Here is a 20,011-nt window from a genome sequence, read left to right on the forward strand (position 1 = left end):
CCGATGAACCTCATCGAATGGGCCGTTGTCGGCTTATGCCGAGTGCTGCTGTGGATCAGCACGTCCGTCATCTTCATCATCCTGGTGGCCAACACCGTGTTGCGCTACGCCACCGGCACCAGCCTGCAGTGGGCCAATGAGGTGCCGGAGCTGCTGTTTCCGTGGCTGGTCATGTCTGGCGTAGTGCTGGCGGCAGCGCACGGTGCCCACATCACCACCAGCTTTCTGATGGACGCCATGCCCCCCGCGCTGCGCCGCTGGGCGGCCATCGGCAGCTGGCTGGTGGTGGCAGCGCTGTACGGCACGCTCGCCCGGGCCACCTTTCAGATGCTGGAGATCGTGCACGACGAGAAGTCGCCCATCCTGCAGGTGCCCGGGTCGCTCACCTATGGCTGCGTGATGGGTGGACTGGTGATGCTGGCGTTGCTGGCGCTCAAGTCGGCCTGGAACGCCTGGGCCACCCCGCCGGTGCCCAGCGCCCCCGATGCCGAGACCGCCGTGCCCGAGGCGCACTGGTAAGCCCCGCCACCCCTGCCAAGGAACTCACCATGAGCGCCCTCATTCTTTTTGTCTTTCTCGGTGCGGCCGTGCTGGCCATGCCCATTGCCCATGCGCTGCTGGTCGCGGCCATGGCTGCCGCCGCCACCTCCGACCGTGTGCCGCTCGACCTGCTGGTGCAGCAGATGGTGGCGCAGGTGCAGAGCTTTCCGCTGATCGCGATTCCGTTCTTCATGCTCACCGGCTCGCTCATGATGGGCGGCCGCCTGGGGGCTGCGCTGGTGGGCGTGCTCAGCACGCTGATCGGCCGCTTTCACGGCGGGCCCGCGCAAGTGGGCGTGCTGTCGTCCACGCTGTTCGGTGGCGTGTCGGGTTCGGCCGTGGCCGATGCCTCGGCCATCGGCTCGCTGCTGATTCCCTGGCACAAGCGCCTGGGCTATCCGCCCGCTTTTTCTGCAGCCACGCTGGCTGCAGCGGCCACCATCGACATCCTGATCCCGCCCTCCATCCCGATGATTCTGTTCGCCCTGACGGCCAATGCCTCCATTGCGGCACTGTTTGTCGCGGGCATCCTGCCCGGCATCCTGATGTGCGTGGGCTTTATGTTCATGTGCTGGTGGGTCGGCAAGCGCCGCAACTTCCCACGCGACACCACCCCCATCAACTGGAGTGAATTCCGCGTGCACCTGCTGTACTCGTCGCCCGCGCTGCTGCTGCCGGCGCTGATCGTGTTGTTCCTGCGCTTTGGCATTGCCACACCCACCGAGGTGGCCGTGTTGTCCACGCTGTACGCCGCTGCGGTGTCGGTGGTGGTGTACCGCGACCTGTCGCTCAAGCGCCTGAACGATGCCGTGGTGCATGCGGGCCTGGCGACCGGCGTGGTGCTGCTGGTGATCATGGCCTCTGCCGCCATCGGCTGGCTGCTGACCTACGACCAGATGCCCACGGGCGTGGCCCACTGGATCCAGCAGAACGTGAGCCAGGGCTGGATCGTGATCCTGATCATGAACCTGCTGATGCTGTTCATCGGCATGTTCATCGACCTGCCCGCCGCCGTGTTGCTGCTGACCCCGGTGTTCCTGCCCCTGGCCGAAAGCATTGGCATGGACCCGGTGCAGCTGGGAATCATGATGGTGGTGAACCTGGCTGTGGGCCTGTACACCCCGCCCGTGGGCACCACGCTGTTCATCACCAGCGCGCTGGCCAAGGTCAAGGTGGGCCAGACGGTGCGCGAGCTGGGGCCGTTCTACTTCGTTGCCTTCCTGGTGCTGGCGCTGGTGTCTTACGTGCCGGCCTCGATCCTTCGCTGACCGCTTTTCTTCCCCGCTTTCACACAGGAGAACTCCATGACTTCCGCCGCAGACAAACTGCAGGCGCTGGCCCGGTGCGCCCATCGCATCCGCCGCTACGCCGTTCGCATGGGTGAGGTTCAGGGCCAGGGCTACATCGGCCAGGCCTTGGGCTGGGCCGATGTGCTGGCCGTGGCCTACGGCCACGCGCTGAACCTGCAGCCCCAAGACCCCACCTGGGAGGGGCGGGACCGCTTCCTGCTGTCGCACGGCCATTACGCCATCGCCCACTACGCGGCGCTGATCGAAGCAGGCGTGATCCCGCAGGACGAACTCGAAACCTACGGCAGCGACGACAGCCGCCTGCCCATGAGCGGCATGGCCACATACACACCGGGCATGGAAATCTCGGGCGGCTCGCTGGGCCAGGGCCTGGTGATCGGTGTGGGCATGGCGCTGGGCCTGAAGCAGAAAAAGAATCCCGCGTTCGTCTACAACTCCATGAGCGACGGCGAGCTGGACGAAGGCTCTACCTGGGAGGCCGCCATGTCGGCGGCCCACCACCAGCTCGACAACCTGATCTGTCTGGTGGATATCAACAACCAGCAGGCAGACGGCCCCAGCAGCAAAGTGCTGGGCTTCGAGCCGCTGGCCGACAAGTGGCTGGCCTTTGGCTGGCATGTGCAGCGTGTCGATGGCAACGACCTGGCTGCCGTACTGGCGGCCTTTGACACCGCGCGAAATCTGACAGGGCCCAAGAAGCCGCGTGTGATCCTGTTCAACACGCTGATGGGCAAGGGCGTGCCCTTCCTGGAGACGCGTGACAAGAACCACTTCATCCGTGTCGATCCGCCCGAGTGGCAGCAGGCCCTCGCCATCCTCGACCAGAACGCCCCCGAAGGAGCCGCCGCATGAACACCGTTGCCGAGAAAAAACCGCGCCTGACCACCTCCGCCATGATCGCCTCCATTGCGGGCGAGGGGCAGCGCGTCAAGGCCGCTCCGTTTGGCAAAGCGCTGGTCGAGCTGGCCGCGAACCGCCCCGAGATCGTGGGCATGACCGCCGACCTGGCCAAGTACACCGACCTGCACCTGTTTGCGCAGGCCTACCCGGAGCGCTTCTACCAGATGGGCATGGCCGAGCAGTTGCTGATGGGCGCGGCGGGCGGCATGGCCAAGGAAGGGCTGATCCCCTTCGCCACCACGTATGCGGTGTTCGGCACACGCCGCGCGTACGACTTCATCCACCAGGTGATTGCCGAAGAAAACCTGAACGTGAAAATGTGCTGCGCGCTGCCCGGCCTGACCACCGGCTACGGCCCCAGCCACCAGGCCACCGAAGACATTGCCATGATGCGCGGCATCCCCGGCCTGACCATCATCGACCCCTGCGACGCGCTCGACATCGAGCAGGCCGTGCCGCAGATGGCGGCGCACAACGGCCCGGTCTACATGCGCCTGCTGCGCGGCAATGTGCCGCTGGTGCTGGACGAGTACGACTACCAGTTTGAGCTGGGCAAGGCCAAGCGCCTGGTGGATGGCGACGAGGTGCTCATCATTTCCAGCGGCTTCCTGACCATGCGCGCGCTAGAGGTGGCCAAGGCGTTGCAGGCCGACAACATCGGCGTGGGCGTGCTGCACTGCCCCACCATCAAGCCCCTGGACACCGCAACCATCCTGGCCGAGGTGCAGCGCAAGCCGCGCCTGGTGGTGGTGGCCGAGAACCATTCGATGGTTGGCGGCCTGGGCGAGGCTGTGGCCAGCGCGCTGCTGCAGAACGGCGTACAGCCCGCGCGGTTCCGCCTGGCGGGGCTGCCCGATGCCTACCTGGATGCGGGGGCCCTGCCCACGCTGCACGACCGCTACGGCATTAGCACCGAGGCGTTGTCGGCGCGCGTCAAGGCGTGGTTGAAATAGGGCCGTATCCAGGGGGGCAGGTCCGCACTCTCTGCGCCAGCGCAATGGCCACTCCGTGTTGCTGTGGCGTTGCAGCGATGTGCAGGTTACCGCGCCCTGCCCTCTTCCACCAGCTCGATCGGCAACCCGTCCGGGTCGGCAAAAAAGGTGAACAGCGCCCCGGTGAACGGGTCCGTGCGCACCGGCTCCACGGCCACGCCATGTGCCGCCAGGGCAGCGACACTGGCCGCCATGTCGGCCACGCGCAGGGCCAGGTGGCGCAGGCCACAGGCCTCTGGGTAGGACGGGCGCGCAGGCGGTTCAGGAAAGGAAAACAGCTCCACCTGCGTGCCATCGGGCAGTTGCAGGTCGAGCTTGTACGACTGCCGCTCGGCGCGGTAGTGCTCGTGCACCACCTGCAGGCCCAGCACCTCGGTGTAGAAGCGGCGGGAGCGGGTGTAGTCGCTGGCGATGATGGCCACATGGTGCACGCCGGTGGGCCGGAGCATGGGCGGTGGTGCGCTGTTGCTGCTCATGCGTCCGAGCCCGTAATGTCCAGCGCACGCGATGCGCCAAACAGCGCGGGCGTGGCGCTGGGGTCAATCACCCAACAGGGAATGGTCGCCAGATAGGACTGGAAGCGCCCTTTGGATTCAAACCGTGCGCGGAACGGGGACTGGTCAAACCACGTGCCCAGTCGCGGCACCATGCCGCCGCCCAGGTACACGCCACCGCGCGCACCCAGCGTGAGCGCCAGGTTGCCCGCCACACTGCCCAGAAAGCCGCAGAACAGCTCCAGCGCCTCCAGCGCCAGCGGGTCATTGGCCTGCAGCGCCAGCTCGGTCACCTGTGCGGCGGAGCTGACTTCCTTGCCACCGCGCTGAGCCAGCCGGCGCAGCGCGTGGTACAGGTCCACCAGCCCGGCGCCACACACGGCGCGTTCGGCCGACACGTGGCCGTAGCGCTCTTGCAGAATGCCCAGCACATCGAACTCGCGCTGGGTCTGCGCGGCCAGCGTGACATGGCCGCCCTCGCCGGACAGCGGCACCCCCAGGCTCGAGCCGGGCGGAAACACCAGGCCCGACACCCCCAGGCCCGTGCCCGGGCCCAGCAGCGCAATCGCAGCGCCCGGCACGGCCACACCGCCGCCCACGGGGCGCAGCTGCTCGGGCGTGAGCAGGGGCAGCGCCAGCGCCAGTGCGGTGAAGTCGTTGATGACCACCAGCCGCTCAAAACCAAACGCCTCGCGCACGGCGCGCTGCGAGAAGCTCCAGCTGTGGTTGGTCATGCGGATGGCGTCGCCCGTGACCGGGTTGGCGATGCCAAACGCCGCCTCGCGCGGGGTGGCGATGTTCACTTCGGCCAGGTAGGCCGCCAGTGCGGCGTCCACCGTGGGGAACTGTGCGCAGGGCAGCACACGGGTGTCGTGCAGGGGGCCATCGGGCTGGTCTTGCCAGGCGAGGCGAATGTTGGTGCCGCCAATATCGGCCAGCAGGCGCAGGGGTGTCATGCGGTGTTTTTAAGCAAAAACAGCTGCTAGCGCTAGTAGAACATGCGCTAGCAGCTATTGTTTCAATAGCAACTAGTGTGCTGTCCCGCAAATAGCTGCACGAAATGAAATCGATGACATCGCGCCCAGAGCAAGGCGCAAACCGCAGTGATAGCCGTCGCTATCGCGAGGATTTGCAACGCAGCCCTGGGGGTGAGGACGCGATTTCATGTGCAGCTATTTGCGGGACAGCACACTACATGCAACGATCCGGCGGCGCTTGCGCCGCGCGGCTCACGCCAGCCGATTCTCGCTGCTGGCGTCAAACCAGTGGGCGTTGGCGGGCTCTACCGCCAGGCCCACGGCATCGCCGGGCTGCACGCGGGTCTGGGCGTCGGTGCGCAGCGTGACGCTGCCTGCGGCCGTGTCCACCATCACATAGGTGTCGGGGCCTGTGGGCTCGACCACGCTGACGCGGCCGCGCCACGGGGCCGTCTCCTGCATCACCAGGTGCTCGGGGCGCACGCCCAGCAGCACCTCGTTGGCACTGGCGGGGGCTGCCAGGTTCAACGCTGCGCCCTGGATGCCAAACTGCCCCCCCGTGGCCGCACCGCGCAGCAGGTTCATGGTGGGCGAGCCGATGAAGGTCGCCACATAGGTGTTGGCCGGGCGGTTGTAGATGTCGTCCGGCGTGCCCAGCTGCTGCACCACACCGCCCTTCATCACCGCGATGCGCGAGCCCAGCGTCATGGCCTCGACCTGGTCGTGTGTGACGTACACGCTGGTGATGCCGCTGGCCTGGTGCAGGCGCTTGATTTCGGCGCGCATCTCCACGCGCAGCTTGGCGTCCAGGTTGGACAGCGGCTCGTCGAACAGGAACAGTTGCGGCTGGCGCGCCAGCGCCCGCCCCATAGCCACACGCTGGCGCTGGCCGCCCGAGAGCTGGCTGGGCCGGCGGTCCAGCAGGTGGCTAATCTGCAGCATGGCGGCCACTTCGTCGATGCGCTTTTGGCGCTCGGCCTTGGGCATCTTGCGCATCTCCAGCGCAAAGCCGATGTTGTCGGCCACGCTCAGCGTGGGGTACAGCGCATAGCTCTGGAACACCATGGCGATGTCGCGGTCGCGCGGGGGCATGCCCACCACGTTCTTGCCGCCAATGCGGATCTCGCCCTCGGTGGGTTCGTCGAGCCCCGCAATGATGTTGAGCAGCGTGGACTTGCCGCAGCCCGAGGGGCCGACCAGGATGAGGAACTCGCCGGGCGCGACGTGGATGTCCACCTTGCGCAGCACCTCCACGCTCTTGTCGCCCTTGCCAAAGCGCTTGTTGATGCCTGCAATGTCGAGTGATGACGCCATGATTGATGAGAGCCTGTTATGCACTTTTACGTGCCCACGAAAGCCGGGGAAAGGCCCGGCAACTAGGCGCAGGACGCGCCGCGGTATGGATACCGCAAGCGGTCTGCAACAACGTGGCCGGGCCTTTCCCCGGCTTTCCCGAAGGGTTGGGCCCACAGGCCAGCGCTCGCGGCGTTGCAGTCCTTGCCAAGGTCCCGACCTTGGCGGCGGCAGACTGCGCCTTGCGATCACAGGCCTGAGGGCCCAACGTGGGCGCGTAAAAGTACATAACAGGCTCTCCTACCCTTTGACCGCGCCGGCCGTCAGCCCGCGCACAAAAAATTTACCCGCCAGCACATAGATCACCATCGTGGGCAGGCCCGCGATGATGGCGGCCGCCATGTCCACGTTGTAGGCCTTCACACTGCTGCTGGTGTTGGCCAGGTTGTTCAGACCCACGGTGATGGGCTTGGACTCGGTGCCCGAGAACACCACACCGAACAGAAAGTCGTTCCAGATGTTGGTGAACTGCCAGATCAGCGTGACCATCACGATGGGCGTGGACAGCGGCAGCACGATGCGCCAGAAGATCTGCCAGAAGCTTGCGCCATCCATGCGTGCCGCGTTCACCAGCTCCTTGGGGATGGCCGCGTAGTAGTTGCGAAAGAACAGCGTGGTGCCGGCCAGCCCCGCCAGGCAGTGCACCAGCACCAGCCCGGTGATGGAGCTGGACAGCCCCAGCCAGCCCAGCACCTGGCTCATGGGCAGCAGCACGACCTGGAAGGGCATGAACACGCCAAACAGCAGCAGGCCAAACAAGGTGTCGCTGCCGCGAAACTTCCACAGGCTCAGCACATAGCCGTTGAGCGCGCCCCACACGGTAGAGATGAGCACCGCTGGCACGGCCATGGCCACCGAGTTCCAGAAGAAGGGGCGCAAGCCGTTGCAGTCCACCCCCGTGCAGGCGCTGGACCATGCCGTGCCCCAGGCCGACCAGTTGAGCGCAGCGGGCAGCGCCAGCAGCGAGGTGCTGCGGATCTCCTCGGCGTCCTTGAACGAGGTGACCAGCATGGCGTACAGCGGCAGCAGAAAGAAGGCGGTGGCCAGGGCCAGCACCGTGTAGACCAGCAGGCGGCCCACAGAAGGGAACAAGGAGGGCTTAGCGGTCATGGGCTTTGGTCCGCAGTTCGCTGTAAAGGTAAGGAATCACCAGGGCCGCGACGGTGGCCAGCATCATGGTGGCGCTGGCCGCGCCCAGACCAATTTGCCCGCGCGAGAACGACATGGTGTACATGAAGGTGGCGGGCACATCGGTGGAAAAACCGGGGCCGCCCGCCGTCAGCGCCATCACCAAATCAAAGCTCTTGATGGCCAGGTGCGACAGCACCATGAGCGTGGAGAAGAACACCGGCCGCAGCGCGGGCAGCACGATGCGCCAGTAGATGCGCGGCAGCGAGGCACCATCGACCTGCGCGGCCTTGATGATGCTGTCGTCAATGCCGCGCAGCCCGGCCAGGAACAGCGCCATGGCAAACCCGGCGCTTTGCCAGATGCCGGCGATGACCACGCAGTAGATCGCCATCTCGGTGTCCACCAGCCAGCCAAACTCAAAGTTCGTGAAGCCCCAGTCGCGCACCATCTTTTCGATGCCCAGACCGGGGTTCAGCAGCCACTTCCAGGCCGTGCCGGTCACCACGAACGACAGCGCCATGGGGTACAGATAGATGGTGCGCAGCGCGCCCTCGGCGCGGATCTTCTGGTCCAGCAGCACGGCCAGCACCACACCAATCACCAGCGATCCGCCCACATAGCCCACGCCAAAAATGCCCAGGTTCTTCAGGGCGACCCACCAGCGGTCCATCTCCCACAGGCGCTCGTACTGCGCCAGGCCCGCCCATTCGTAGTTGGGCAGCATGCGCGATGCGGTGAGGCTGAGCACGCCGTTCCACACCATGAGGCCATAGATGAAGGCAAAACCCAGCACAAACGCCGGGGTCACCACCAGCCTGGGCAGCCAGGTTTCAAAGGAATTCTTCATTGCTTGCGAATCTCTCTTGCGTACGCACTGCACACGCTGCGCGCGCGGTACGCGGTGTCTCGATCAGTCACTGAATCACCGTTTCACTCATTCACACATCCACTTTGTGTCACATGAAAAAAGGGGGGTGCGCACAGAGCACCCCCCAATGAACAAAGTGTCTACCTCAAACTAACTCGCTACTCACTCTCTCCCTCTTACCACCACACCTCGTACTGCACGCCCACCAGCGTGCGCGAGGTCTTGCCATTGGCGCCAAAGGTGCCTGCGTTGGCCACAGCCGCCGCCTGGTTCCAGTTGGCCTTCGTCACGTACAGACGCAGCTCAGGACGCGACCAGAAGTCTTCATTCAGTGCCAGGGCACCCGCCAGCGTGACCTTGGACAGGCGCTGGTCCGGACCACTGCCCTTGCGGGTGGTGGTGGACAACTCCACCAGGCCCTTGAAGTTCTTGGTGAACGCGTACGAGCCACGGCCGCCCAGCGAGAAGTCCTTGGTCTCCACGCCGGTCAGGTCAGCCTTGTTGGTCTGGTAGCCAATGAGGGCCTGGCCGCCAAACGGGCCGCTTTGCCAGTTGATGGAGTCGGCAATGCGGGTGGCGCGCTTGCCTGCGCTGGTGCCCTCGATGGCTTCAAACTCCCCGTCGATGCGGGCATGGCCGCGCGATGTCTGCAAATACAGCGTGTTGCTGATGCTGGGCAGCAGGAACTCCTTTTGTGTGTGCATCAACGAGATGCCAGAGCCGGAGCCGCCACCCACCTGGTTCTTGCCGCCAACGGCGGTCAGCAGCACCCGCAGCTTGCCGCCGGGGTTGGTGTTGATCTCGGACAGGTCGGCGTTGATGCGGTGTGCCTTCACGTTGTTGGGCAGGCCGCCGTCAAACTTGTCGCCGGAGAACACGCCCACGCCCAGCTTCATGCCGCCCACAGGCACGTCGGTCACACCAGCGCCGATGTTGTCGCCGTAGTTCAGCAGGAAGTAGTCGACGATGTGCACGTCCTGGATCCGCAGGCGGCGCTGGCCGACCCAGAACTTGGCTTCGGGCGAGAACGAGAAGCCGCTCATTTCCACAAACGCCTGTTCGGTGCTGATGTCGCCACTGCCCCACTTGGCGGGCATGTAGTTCACCTTCCAGTTGACGCCACCTGCCTCGAAGCCCTTGGCAAAGTTGACTTCGATACCGTTGTCGCCTTCGTTGCCCAGGCGGTACTTCTGCAGTTCGCCGCCCAGCGTCAGGTTGCCCTTGACGCCATCGGAGTGGTTGAACACCGGGCCACCGCGGGAGTAGCCGTTGAACTCAAAGCCTGCTACGTCCATAGCAAAGGCGCCATTCGCGCATGCGGCGGCCAAAGCCACCGCCGTGAGGCGGTTTCTTGTCTTCATGATGGGATCCCTCTGGGGTTGGTTTTAGTGCGTGTAGGTATGTGTGTCGTACACGGCTTACTTGGTCTTCGCGGCGGCCGCGATCTTCTTCATGGCGTCGGCGACGCTCACCTTGTCGTCGTTCCAGAACTGGCTGACGACATCCTTGATCGCCCCTTCGGTGGCAGGCGCAATCGCCATGCCATGGGCCACGCTGGGCACCAGGCCACCGCTCTTGGCAGTGTCGGCAAAGTCTTTGCTGGACAGCTTGGCGCAGTCGTCAAACTTGTCCATCTTCTGTCCGGTGCGCACAGGGATCGAGCCCTTGTTGAGGTTGAACACCTCCTGGAACTCAGGGCTCATGATGGAGCTGGCCAGGTCGCTCTGCGCCTTCTGTGCTGCTGCGTCCTTGAGCTTGAACAGGATGAACGAGTCCACGTTGAAGGTGAACGCGTTGGCCGTGCCTGGTGCCGCTACGCACTGGAAGTCCTTGCCCGGCGCCTTGTTGGCCGCGATGAACTCACCCTTTGCCCAGTCACCCATCAGCTGGAAGCCCGCCTTGCCCTGGATGAGCATGGCTGTGGCCAGGTTCCAGTCGCGGCCGGGAGCGCCCGGGTCGGTGTAGGTCTTGATGCGGCGGAAGGTCTCCAGCGACTTCTTCATGGTGTCGCTGTTGATGGCCTTGTCGTCCAGTTTGACCAGGGCGTCCTGGTAAAACTTGGCACCGCCCACGCCCAGCACCACGGATTCAAAGGTCGTGAAGTCCTGCCAGTTCTGGCCGCCATGGGCCACGGGGACCAGGCCTGCGGCCTTGAGCTTGTCGGCAGCGGCAAAGAACTCGTCCCAGGTCTTGGGCATGCTGGCCACGCCCGCCTTCTTCAGCGCATCGGAGCTGGCCCACAGCCAGTTCACGCGGTGCACGTTGACCGGGGCAGCCACGTAGCTGCCCTTGTACTTCATCACGTCGGCGACCACCTTGGGCAGCACGTCGTCCCACTTCTCGGTCTTGGCCAGCGCATCGACATTGGCCAGCACGCCTTCGGACGCCCATTCCTGGATGGCCGGGCCCTTGACCTGGGCGGCCGAGGGCGGGTTGCCCGAGATCACGCGGCTCTTGAGCACCGTCATGGCGCTGTCGCCACCGCCGCCAGCCACGGCAAAGTCGCGCCAGGTGTGGCCTTTGGACTGCATGATCTTCTTGAGCTCGGCAGCCGACTTGGCCTCGCCGCCCGATGTCCAGTAGTGCAGGACCTCGACCTCCCCCGCGCTGGCAGACATCGCGGCCGCCAGGCCCACCGCCAGTGCGGCGATCTTTGTCATCTTCCACATACCCTTGTCTCCTCGACGTTGTTTTCAGAACCCGTTGCTGCGCCGTGATACCGGTGCCGTTCAGCGCAGTCGGTACTTTAATTACAATAATTAATTTAATTCTCAGGGCTTTCCCTGAGAGTCGCAGCGGCCCCACAGAGGGCCCGTTGCAGGGGCCTTTGTTATGCTCAATCCATGGCCACGATACTGATTGTCGAAGACGACGCCCTCCTGCTCGACGCTCTCACCGGCCAGCTCAAGCAACTCGATTACAGCGTCTGCACCGCCAGCAGCGTGGCGCAGGCCATGGCGCTTTTGCAGACGCAGGCGGTGGACGGCATCATCCTGGACCTGGGCCTGCCCGGCGCCGACGGCATGGAACTGCTGACCTGGGCCCGCGCGCACATTGCCGGCCTGCCCGTGCTGATCCTCACCGCCCGCGACGGCGTCGACGACCGCGTGCTGGGCCTGAACGCCGGGGCCGACGACTACATCACCAAGCCCTTCAACATGCAGGAGCTGCAGGCCCGCCTGCAGGCCATGCTGCGCCGCGCGCGCCAGCCCGCCTTCACCCAGGCCAGCAGCGCTGCGGGCGCCGTCAGCACCACCATCGGCCCCCTGGTGCTGGACCACGCCAGCCATGCCGCGGCCCTGAACGGTGACCTGCTGGAGCTGACCCAGCGCGAGTGGGAGCTGCTGGAGCTGCTGGCCCACCGCTGTGGCGAAGTCGTCACGCGCGACGACGTGCTGGCCGCCTGGCGCGCCAGCCCGCCCGAGCCGGGCCAAACCGCCGCCCCGCTGAACTCCAATGCACTGGAGGTGTATGTGCACCGCCTGCGCAAGAAGCTCGACCAGTCCAATCTGGTGATCCGCAATATCCGGGGGCTGGGGTACATGCTGAACAAGCCATGAAGCCCCCCCTGAGATGCTACGCATCTTCCCCCCGTGGGGGGGACGCCGCCAGCGCGGCGGGGCGGCCCTTGCGCGGCGGCACTGGCCTTGGTCGCGCCAGTTGCAAGACGCGCGCCGTTTAATTTTTACGGCCATTCATGCGTCACGTCCCGGGTGTTTCTCTTCAACGCAAGCTGCTGCTGTGGCTGCTGCTGCCGCAGCTGGTGCTGTGGTTGTCGGGTGGGTTTCTGGCGTGGCGCATTGCGCTGCAGAACGGCGAGAAGGGCATTGACCAGACGCTGACCCAGTCAGTGCGGGCGCTGGCGCGGCAGATCAAGCCGATTGGCGATGGGCTGCTGGTGGACTTTCCGAAGGCCGCGCAGGACATCCTGGAACAGGACCCGGCCGACCGCATCACCTACATGGTGTCGTCTCCGCCCGGCCGCTTTTTGCTGGGCAACGCGCAGCTGCCGCCACCGCCCGCCCAGGTTGATGTGGCGGTGGGCGAGGCGTTTTTGTACCAGGCGCGGGTGGATGACAAACCGGTGCGCGTGGCCTTGCTGGATGTGGACTACGGCACCGCCTCTACCCGCCAGCGCCTGCGCGTTCAGGTGGCCCAGAGCCTCACGGTGCGCGAGCGCATTGCGCAGGAACTGCTGGAGCGCATGGTGTTCCCCATGGGCCTGATGGGCCTGGCCCTGAGCGCCGTGGTGTACGCCGGTGTGCTGCGCGGCCTGCAGCCCTTGAAGCGCCTGGAGGCGCAAATTGAGCGCGCAGGCGCGCAGCCCCACACGGGCACCACGCCGCTTCCGCCCATAGAGCTGACCTCTGCCCCGCAGGAAGTGCATTCGCTGGCCAGCACCATCAACCGCCTGCTGGAGACCGTGGCGCGTGGCCAGCAAAAGGAAAAGCGTTTTCTGAACGACGCTGCCCACCAGCTGCGCACGCCGCTCGCAGGCCTGATCGGCCAGACCGAGCTGGCCCTGCATGAGAGCCACGAACCCGCAGTACAGGCCCGCCTGCAAAAGGTGCTGTCGGCCGCGCAACGCAGCGCGCACCTGGTGCACCAGCTGCTGCAACTGGCGCGCTCAGAGTCGAACGTGGAGATGCAGTCCATCGACCTCGCCGCCCTGGCCCGCGAGGTGGCCCGCGAATGGGCCGCCCGCGCCCTGGCCCAGGGCATGGACCTGGGCTACGAGGGCGTGGACCACCTGCCCGCGCAGGGCCACCCGCTGCTGCTGCGCGAGGCGTTGAACAACCTCATCGACAACGCGCTGCACTACGCGGGCCCCGGCGCCACGGTGACGGTGCGCGTGGGCCATGAAGAGCCGGGGCATTGGGCGCTGCTGGTGGTGGAGGACGATGGACCGGGCGTGCCGGCCGAGCACCTGGGCGATCTGTTTGCGCGGTTCTGGCGTGGGTCGGACAAGGCGGGGGGGTGCGGACTGGGGCTGTCGATCGTGGAAGAGATCGCGCTGCGGCACGGGGGGCGGACGGTGGCGGAAGGGGTGGTGCCGAAGGGGTTGCGGGTGGGGATGCGGCTGCCTGCGGGGTGAGTTTTTGGTGTTTTTGGCTGGATGCGCTAGTGCTTCATGCCTTGGCAGCTATGATTTTTATAGTGAACTCCATCACGTCTGGGCTGAAGATTTCCAGCGGAAATTGACGGTTTCATGCGTCTGGTGTGCGCGCTGAGTCTTGGGGGCTTGTGCGCATCGAATGACATGCTTTCTTTGAGGGCGGAGGCCGGGAGTCGCCCGGCAGGCGAGTAACTTTCTCTTGTCTCGCCAAGAGAAAGTCACCAAAGAGAAAGCGACCCCACTGTCTGCGTCCCCTGCGCTTCGCTCCGGGGCAACCTGCGGTGCTTGGGTTTGGCGGGGTCTCGCTCAACTCGCGCCGCTGCGCGTCGCTCAGACACACGCGAGCCCTGATCGGCCAAACCCTGCGCTCCTCGGCGCAACCAGAGGGGCCAGGGGAGCAGAACATCCACACGGGCCATCGCTGCGCTCGGCCACACCTCGCGGGCGCAAGCGCTACGCGCTGCGCAGCCTGGGCCGAGCGCAGCGATGGCCCGAATGGATGTCCGGCTGTTCGGTTGTTGGGATGTTCGGTTGCCCCACCCCTGCTGGCTGCGCCTGCGGCGGGGCGGTTGCGGGGTGGCATGGGCGTCGAAGCGCCCATGCTTCGTGAACTGGCTCGCCGTGGCTGTCCGAGCGGCGCGCGCAGCGCAAAGCGAGTTCCACGGCGCACCCCGCAGCCGCACCGCTGCAGGTTTGCCCCGGAGCGAAGCGCAGGGGTCGCAGACTGGGGGTCGCCTTTTCTTTGGTGACTTTCTTTTGGCGAAGCAAAAGAAAGTTACTCGCTCGCCGGGCGACTCCCGGCCTCCGCACTCAAACCAGGCACACCGCCTGATAAGCACGTAGCCTTGCGAATAGCCAAAAACAAAAGCGGCCAGCACCTGCACCCCAGGCACCAGCCGCCCCAATACAAAAACAAACCTCAAGCCGCGAGGATCAGCTTCTCCAGCTTCACAGCATCCACCGCAAACGCCCGAATCCCCTCAGCCAGCTTCTCGGTCGCCATCGCATCCTCATTCAACGCAAACCGGAACCCCGCCTCGTCATAGTTCACCGCAGGCAGGTCCATCGCCTTGGCAGCCTCCGCATCCAACGCCCGCTGCAACGGCGCATCACTCGCAGCCAGCTGCGCCAACAGCTCGGGGGCAATGGTCAACAGGTCGCACCCGGCCAGCGCCGTGATCTGCCCCACATTGCGGAAACTCGCGCCCATCACCTCGGTGGCGATGCCGAAACGCTTGTAGTGGTTGTAGATCTGCGTGACAGACTGCACGCCCGGGTCGTTGGCGCCCGCGCGCGCGGCCTCGTCCCAGCTCGCGCCTGCCTGCTTTTTGTACCAGTCGTAAATACGGCCCACAAACGGCGAGATCAGCTGCACCTTGGCCTGGCCGCAGGCCACGGCCTGGGCAAAAGAGAACAGCAGCGTGAGGTTGGTGTGGATGCCCTTGCGCTCCAGCTGGGCGGCCGCCTGGATGCCTTCCCACGTGGCTGCGATCTTGATGAGCACGCGGTCGATGTGGATGCCTTCTGCCCGGTACAGCTCGATGATGCGCTCGGCGCGCGTGACGGTGGCGCTGGTGTCAAAGCTCAGGCGGGCATCCACTTCGGTGGAAACACGGCCGGGTACATGGGTCAGGATCTCGCAGCCAAAACGCACCAGCAGGCGGTCGATCACCTCGTCCATCGCACGCCCTTGCCACTTGGCGACGGTGTCCTTGAGCAGCGGCGCGTATTCGGGCTTTTGCACCGCCTTGAGAATCAGCGAGGGATTGGTCGTGGCGTCCTGCGGACGGAACTGGGCCAGTTGCAGAAAGTCGCCGGTGTCGGCAACCACGGTGGTGAACTGTTTGAGGGCGTCGAGTTGGTTCATGGCGCCATTATTCCGCATCACGTTGGGCACCTTCGGTACTACCAACCACCGATACGCCGTGGGCACCCAGGCTCAGTTGCACGTCATCACCAACGGCCAGCACATCATCCAGGTCGGACGACACCACAAAGATGTGGCCCAGCGCGGTCTCGAAGGTGTATTCGTACACCGCGCCCAGGTACGCCCGCTTGTCCAGCCGGGCGGGCAGCAGGCCCGCGCCCTGGCGATGAATGCGCCAGGCCTCCGGCCGCACCGCCACCTTCACAGGGCCGCTCTTCACCGCCATGCGGGGGCGCAGCACCAGCGGGCCGAGTGCCACCGTGCCGTCAGCGTCGGCCACGGCGGGGAACAGCATCGCCTCGCCCATGAAACCGGCCACGAACTCGCTGTGCGGGGTTTCGTACAGCGCGCGCGGCGATCCCTTCTGCGCAATCAGGCCCTGGTTCATCACGATGATCTGATCGCTCACCGCCATGGCCTCAGCCTGGTCGTGTGTGACGTAAGCCACCGTGAGCGACAGGCGCTGCTGCAAGGCACGGATTTCCTCACGCATCTCACGGCGCAGGCGGGCGTCGAGGTTGGACAGGGGCTCGTCGAACAGCAGCACCTCGGGCTCCAGCACCAGCGCGCGGGCCAGGGCCACGCGCTGCTGCTGTCCGCCCGAAAGTTCGCTGGGCAGGCGGTCGTCATAGCCCACCAGGCCCACGCCGCGCAGCGCCTCCACCGCCTTGGTGCGTGCCTGCTCCTTGGGCTGGCCCGACATGCGCAGGCCGTACATCACGTTCTCCACCACATTCATGTGCGGGAACAACGCGTAGCTCTGGAACATCATGCTCACATTGCGTTGCGCGGGGCCCAGCGTGGTCACGTCCTGGCCTGCGATGAAGATCTCGCCCGAAGTGGGCGATTCCAGCCCCGCGATCATGCGCAAGGTGGTGGTCTTGCCGCAGCCCGAGGGGCCAAGGATGGTGGTGAGCGTGCCGCGCGGCACCTCAAAGCTGATGCCCTTGACGGCCAAGGCCGCGCTGCTGTCGCTGCCGTAGCGCTTGGTGATGTTGCGGAACACGATGCCCGCGTCGTTGTTGTTCATGGCGTGTTTTCTTTTTTGTCAGAGGTGTCAGTGCGCAGCGGGAGCGGCTCCACGGCGGCCCAGTTTGCGGTCACCCACCAACAGCTGAATGAGTCCGATGGAGGCCGACATAAGGACGATGAGCACCGTGCAGTACGCCAGCGCCACTCCATAGTCGCCATTGCCCACGCGGCCGATGATGTAGGTGGTGGCCAGCTCGTTCTCGGCCGTGACCAGGAAGATCACAGCGCTCACGGTGGTGATGGCTCGCACAAAGCTGTACACCAGTGCAGCCACCAGGGCGGGCTTGAGCAGCGGCAGCACCACATGGCGCAGCGTCTGCACGCTGCCTGCGCGCAGCATGACGGACGCCTCATCCAGCGACCGGTCGAGTTGCTTGAACGCCGCCGTGCCCGCCCGCACGCCCACCGGCAGGTTACGGAACATGAAGCACAGCACGATGATGAGTGCCGTGCCCGTCAGCTCGAACGGCGGCACGTTGAACGCCAGGATGTAGCTCACGCCCAGCACCGTGCCGGGAATGGCAAAAGCCAGCAGCGCTGCAAACTCGAACGCGCCCTGCCCCCGGAACTCGGTGCGCGCCAGCAGCCACGCAATGCCGATGCCCAGCGTGGCCGTGAGCGGCGCCGAGATGGCCGCGAGCTTGAGCGTGGTGAAGAACGAGTTCCACGCTGTGCCCGCCCACACCACACCAAACTCGCCCCATTCCACACTGAACGCCGTGCGAAAGTGCGCCAGCGTGATGGTGTAGTCGCGCCCCCAGGTCTGCACAAAGCCGCCGGCCAGAGCAAACAGGTACACGATGAGGGTGAACGCCATCCAGGGCAGTGCAATGGAGTGCACCACGCGGCGCACACCGGTGGGCAGCGGCATGGCAATGCCTGCATCACCCTTGCCCGATACGGTGGTGAAGTTCTGCTTGCCCAGCAAGCCGCGCTGGATGGCAAACACGGTGAGCGCAAAGAACGTGAGAATCCAGGCCAGCGACGCGGCACGGCCCTGGTCGTACTGCGCACCCACGATGGCAAAGAAGATTTCGGTGGACAGCACCGAGAACTGCCCGCCCACCACGATGGGGTTGCCGAAGTCGGCCATGCTTTCGATGAAGCCCACCAGGAACGCATTGGCCAGGCCCGGCTTGAGCAGCGGCAGGGTCACGGTCATGAAGGTGCGGTGCGGGCTGGCACGCAGCGTTTGCGCGGCCTCTTCCAGGCTGGGCGCCACGCCCTGCACCACGCCACGCATGATCATGAAAGCAATGGGTGTGAAGGCAAAGGTCTGCGCCACCCACACGCCCAGCCAGCCGTAGAACCAGCGCGACGGCGTGATGCCAAACGCGTATTCCAGAAACTGGTTGAACACGCCTGCGCGGCCAAACAGCAGGATGAGCCCCAGGCCCACCACAAACGGCGGCGTGATGATGGGCAGCAGCGCCACGATGTTCAGCGGCCGCGCATAGCGGCGCGATGCGCGCTCGGCCATCAGGGCCATGAAGGTGCCCAGCAGCGTGGTGCTGGTGGCCGTCATCAAGCCCAGGAACAGCGTGTTCCAGGCCACACCGCAGCGCTGGCCGCCCGCCAGACACGACAGGCTGAAGTTGCGCTCGTGCGCAATGCGCTCCCACACCACGGCCAGCGAGAACGGGCCGTCCTCCAGAAAAAACGCAGCCGACAGCGCCTTGAGCACCGGGAACACGATGAACAGCGCGAGCAGGCTGCCACAGCCCACCACCGCAGCCGCCACGAACAGATCGCCCTTGAAGAAGCCCCGCCGTGCCACCCCAAAAGACAGCAGCACCAGCAGCGCCGACAGCACCACAAACCCGCCCCAGCCCATGCCGGGCTGACGCGCGCCCAGTTCGCCCAGGCTGTTGTTCATCCATTCAAACGCCCAGCCGCGCGCGCCAATCGCAAAGCCGCTGAGCAGCAGGGCCGCCAGCCCCAGCGCCCCCCCCGCCACCAGCAGGGCACCCTGCTTGCGCCCGGCGGGCAGGCAGGCCCCCAGGCCCGCCACCACCAGCCCGGCGAGGCCCAGCCACAGCCAGGGGCGCCCGAACAAGGCCGCCTGCATCAGCCCGTTGGCCGCCTGCTCGCTGCTGAAGACCTGGCCCACCGCCAGCAGGCCATTGGCGTCCTGCTGTGCATACCAGGGGAACACCAGGTACCCCAGTGCGCCCATGGCCAGCCAGACCCACAGGGGCCGGTTGACCGAGGCACCGGGAGTCCTGGTCCGAAGGGTTGCGTGCGCCGCCGCTGCTGCCGACACCACCACCCCTTAGCGCGTTGCGTTTTGCACGTCTTTTTCCCAGCGCGCAATCAGGCGGCGGCGCTCGGCGCTGGCGCCGTATTTGGCGTAGTCGTAGTTGATGAGCTTCATCTTGGCCGGATCGGTCATGCGCGGGTCTTTGGGCACCTGCGTGTTGCTGGGCAGCTGGAACTGCTTGGCCGCCAGGCCAAACTGTTGGCCGCCGGGCGTGAGCGCCCATTCGTAGAACTTCTTGGCCGCCTCGGTGTTGGGGCCGTTCTTGACGATGCTCATGGAGCCCACCTCGGCGCCAGTACCTTCAGAAGGTGTGACCGAGCCCACGGGGAAGCCGTTGACCGCCTCGGTGGTCACGTCGTGCACGAAGCTCACGGACACCGTGGTCTCGCCGCGTGCAACCGCCTTGACAGGCGCCGTGCCTGAACGGGTGTACGCGCTGATGTTGGGGTGCAGGGCCTTGAGGTATTCAAACGCCTTTTCCTCGCCCATGATCTGCACCAGCGTGGCGATCATGGTGTAGGCGGTGCCGCTAGAGGCCGGGTTGGCCATCTGAACCTCGCCCTTGAATTCAGGCTTGAGCAGGTCGGCCCATGACTGGGGGAGGTTGAGCTTGCGCTTGGCCAGCAGCTCCTTGTTGTAGCCAAAACCCAGCGGGCCCAGGTACACGCCCACGGTGCGGTACTTGGAATCGGCCGCCTGCTTTTGTGCCCAAGGGTACAGCTGCGCGAGCTGGGGCGACTTGTATTCGAGCGTCAGGCCCTGTTCGGCCGCCTGCAGGTGCGGGTCGCCCGTACCGCCAAACCAGATGTCGGTCTTGGGGTTGGCGCGCTCGGCATTGAGCTGCGCCAGCGCCTCGCCCGATCCCTTGGCCGTCATGTTGACCTTGGTGCCGGTGGTCTTGGCGTACACCGTGGACATCAGGTTGCACCACTCGGCCTGCACCGAGCAGATGATGTTGACCTGGCCCTGGGCCCAGCTGCCCGATGCAGCGGCCACAAGGGCCGCACCGGCCAGAAGTTTTGTCAGCAAGGGTTTGCGCATGGAAGGCTCCTCAGTATCTGGATAACGTGATGGAGGATGCTATGCGTGCAGGGCCTGCCCGGGCCAGGGG

Annotated in this window: 17 protein-coding genes; 6 read left to right on the top strand and 11 right to left on the bottom strand. The window is 65.5% G+C overall.

Annotation, left to right across the window (positions count from 1 at the left end; translation table 11 throughout):
* Positions 1–3 precede the first annotated feature (3 nt).
* From CLU87_RS16815 to CLU87_RS16830, 4 genes are read left to right on the top strand one after another with little or no spacing between them, the layout of a single operon-like run.
* On the top strand, positions 4–519 hold the full coding sequence (locus tag CLU87_RS16815; RefSeq protein ID WP_099731179.1) for a TRAP transporter small permease: 516 nt from the start codon (positions 4–6) through the stop codon (positions 517–519).
* A gap of 29 nt (positions 520–548) precedes the next feature.
* Positions 549–1,808, top strand: a complete 1,260-nt coding sequence (locus tag CLU87_RS16820; protein ID WP_099731180.1) for a TRAP transporter large permease — start codon at positions 549–551, stop codon at positions 1,806–1,808.
* A 36-nt stretch (positions 1,809–1,844) separates the two neighbouring features.
* Positions 1,845–2,702, top strand: coding sequence for a transketolase (locus tag CLU87_RS16825; protein ID WP_099731181.1), 858 nt, complete (start codon positions 1,845–1,847; stop codon positions 2,700–2,702).
* Positions 2,699–3,703: a transketolase family protein gene (locus CLU87_RS16830; RefSeq protein WP_099731182.1), complete on the top strand. Its 1,005-nt coding sequence runs from the start codon at positions 2,699–2,701 to the stop codon at positions 3,701–3,703. Before CLU87_RS16825 ends, CLU87_RS16830 begins: the two co-directional genes overlap by 4 nt.
* 86 nt (positions 3,704–3,789) lie before the next feature.
* Here the strand turns inward: CLU87_RS16830 and CLU87_RS16835 are convergent, their stop codons facing one another.
* From CLU87_RS16835 to CLU87_RS16865, 7 genes are all read right to left on the bottom strand, one after another.
* Positions 3,790–4,218 carry a VOC family protein gene (locus tag CLU87_RS16835; RefSeq protein ID WP_099731183.1) on the bottom strand — a complete coding sequence of 143 codons (429 nt, stop codon included), beginning with the start codon at positions 4,216–4,218 and terminating at the stop codon, positions 3,790–3,792.
* Positions 4,215–5,192, bottom strand: coding sequence for a glucokinase (gene glk, locus CLU87_RS16840; protein ID WP_099731184.1), 978 nt, complete (start codon positions 5,190–5,192; stop codon positions 4,215–4,217). Before glk ends, CLU87_RS16835 begins: the two co-directional genes overlap by 4 nt.
* Before the next feature lie 273 nt (positions 5,193–5,465).
* Positions 5,466–6,527, bottom strand: a complete 1,062-nt coding sequence (locus tag CLU87_RS16845) for an ABC transporter ATP-binding protein (protein ID WP_056744052.1) — start codon at positions 6,525–6,527, stop codon at positions 5,466–5,468.
* Between the two features lie 279 nt (positions 6,528–6,806).
* Positions 6,807–7,676 carry a carbohydrate ABC transporter permease gene (locus CLU87_RS16850; protein ID WP_099731185.1) on the bottom strand — a complete coding sequence of 290 codons (870 nt, stop codon included), beginning with the start codon at positions 7,674–7,676 and terminating at the stop codon, positions 6,807–6,809.
* Positions 7,666–8,544, bottom strand: a complete 879-nt coding sequence (locus CLU87_RS16855; RefSeq protein WP_099731186.1) for a carbohydrate ABC transporter permease — start codon at positions 8,542–8,544, stop codon at positions 7,666–7,668. Before CLU87_RS16855 ends, CLU87_RS16850 begins: the two co-directional genes overlap by 11 nt.
* A gap of 197 nt (positions 8,545–8,741) precedes the next feature.
* Positions 8,742–9,860: a carbohydrate porin gene (locus tag CLU87_RS16860; RefSeq protein WP_099731187.1), complete on the bottom strand. Its 1,119-nt coding sequence runs from the start codon at positions 9,858–9,860 to the stop codon at positions 8,742–8,744.
* A 123-nt stretch (positions 9,861–9,983) separates the two neighbouring features.
* The gene (locus tag CLU87_RS16865) at positions 9,984–11,234 is read right to left on the bottom strand and encodes an ABC transporter substrate-binding protein (RefSeq protein WP_099731188.1); all 1,251 of its coding nucleotides are present in this window, start codon (positions 11,232–11,234) and stop codon (positions 9,984–9,986) included.
* A 174-nt stretch (positions 11,235–11,408) separates the two neighbouring features.
* On the opposite strand from CLU87_RS16865, the gene CLU87_RS16870 reads away from it, so the two are divergent.
* A complete protein-coding gene (locus CLU87_RS16870; RefSeq protein ID WP_099731189.1) occupies positions 11,409–12,125 on the top strand; it encodes a response regulator transcription factor in 717 nt (238 codons plus the stop codon).
* Positions 12,126–12,262: 137 nt separating this feature from the next.
* A complete protein-coding gene (locus CLU87_RS16875) occupies positions 12,263–13,660 on the top strand; it encodes a sensor histidine kinase (RefSeq protein WP_056744047.1) in 1,398 nt (465 codons plus the stop codon).
* A 940-nt stretch (positions 13,661–14,600) separates the two neighbouring features.
* Here CLU87_RS16875 and tal read toward each other — a convergent pair.
* The 4 genes from tal to CLU87_RS16900 all read right to left on the bottom strand — a co-directional run bounded on the left by tal (position 14,601) and on the right by CLU87_RS16900 (position 19,941).
* Complete coding sequence (gene tal, locus CLU87_RS16885; RefSeq protein ID WP_099731191.1) at positions 14,601–15,548, bottom strand: transaldolase; 948 nt, start codon at positions 15,546–15,548, stop codon at positions 14,601–14,603.
* Between the two features lie 7 nt (positions 15,549–15,555).
* The gene (locus CLU87_RS16890; RefSeq protein ID WP_099731192.1) at positions 15,556–16,638 is read right to left on the bottom strand and encodes an ABC transporter ATP-binding protein; all 1,083 of its coding nucleotides are present in this window, start codon (positions 16,636–16,638) and stop codon (positions 15,556–15,558) included.
* 27 nt (positions 16,639–16,665) lie between these two features.
* On the bottom strand, positions 16,666–18,816 hold the full coding sequence (locus tag CLU87_RS16895; RefSeq protein WP_233193806.1) for an iron ABC transporter permease: 2,151 nt from the start codon (positions 18,814–18,816) through the stop codon (positions 16,666–16,668).
* Between the two features lie 96 nt (positions 18,817–18,912).
* On the bottom strand, positions 18,913–19,941 hold the full coding sequence (locus CLU87_RS16900; RefSeq protein ID WP_099731193.1) for an ABC transporter substrate-binding protein: 1,029 nt from the start codon (positions 19,939–19,941) through the stop codon (positions 18,913–18,915).
* Between the last annotated feature and the right edge of the window lie 70 nt (positions 19,942–20,011).

The organism is Acidovorax sp. 59, assembly GCF_002754175.1.
Taxonomy (GTDB): domain Bacteria; phylum Pseudomonadota; class Gammaproteobacteria; order Burkholderiales; family Burkholderiaceae_C; genus Acidovorax; species Acidovorax delafieldii.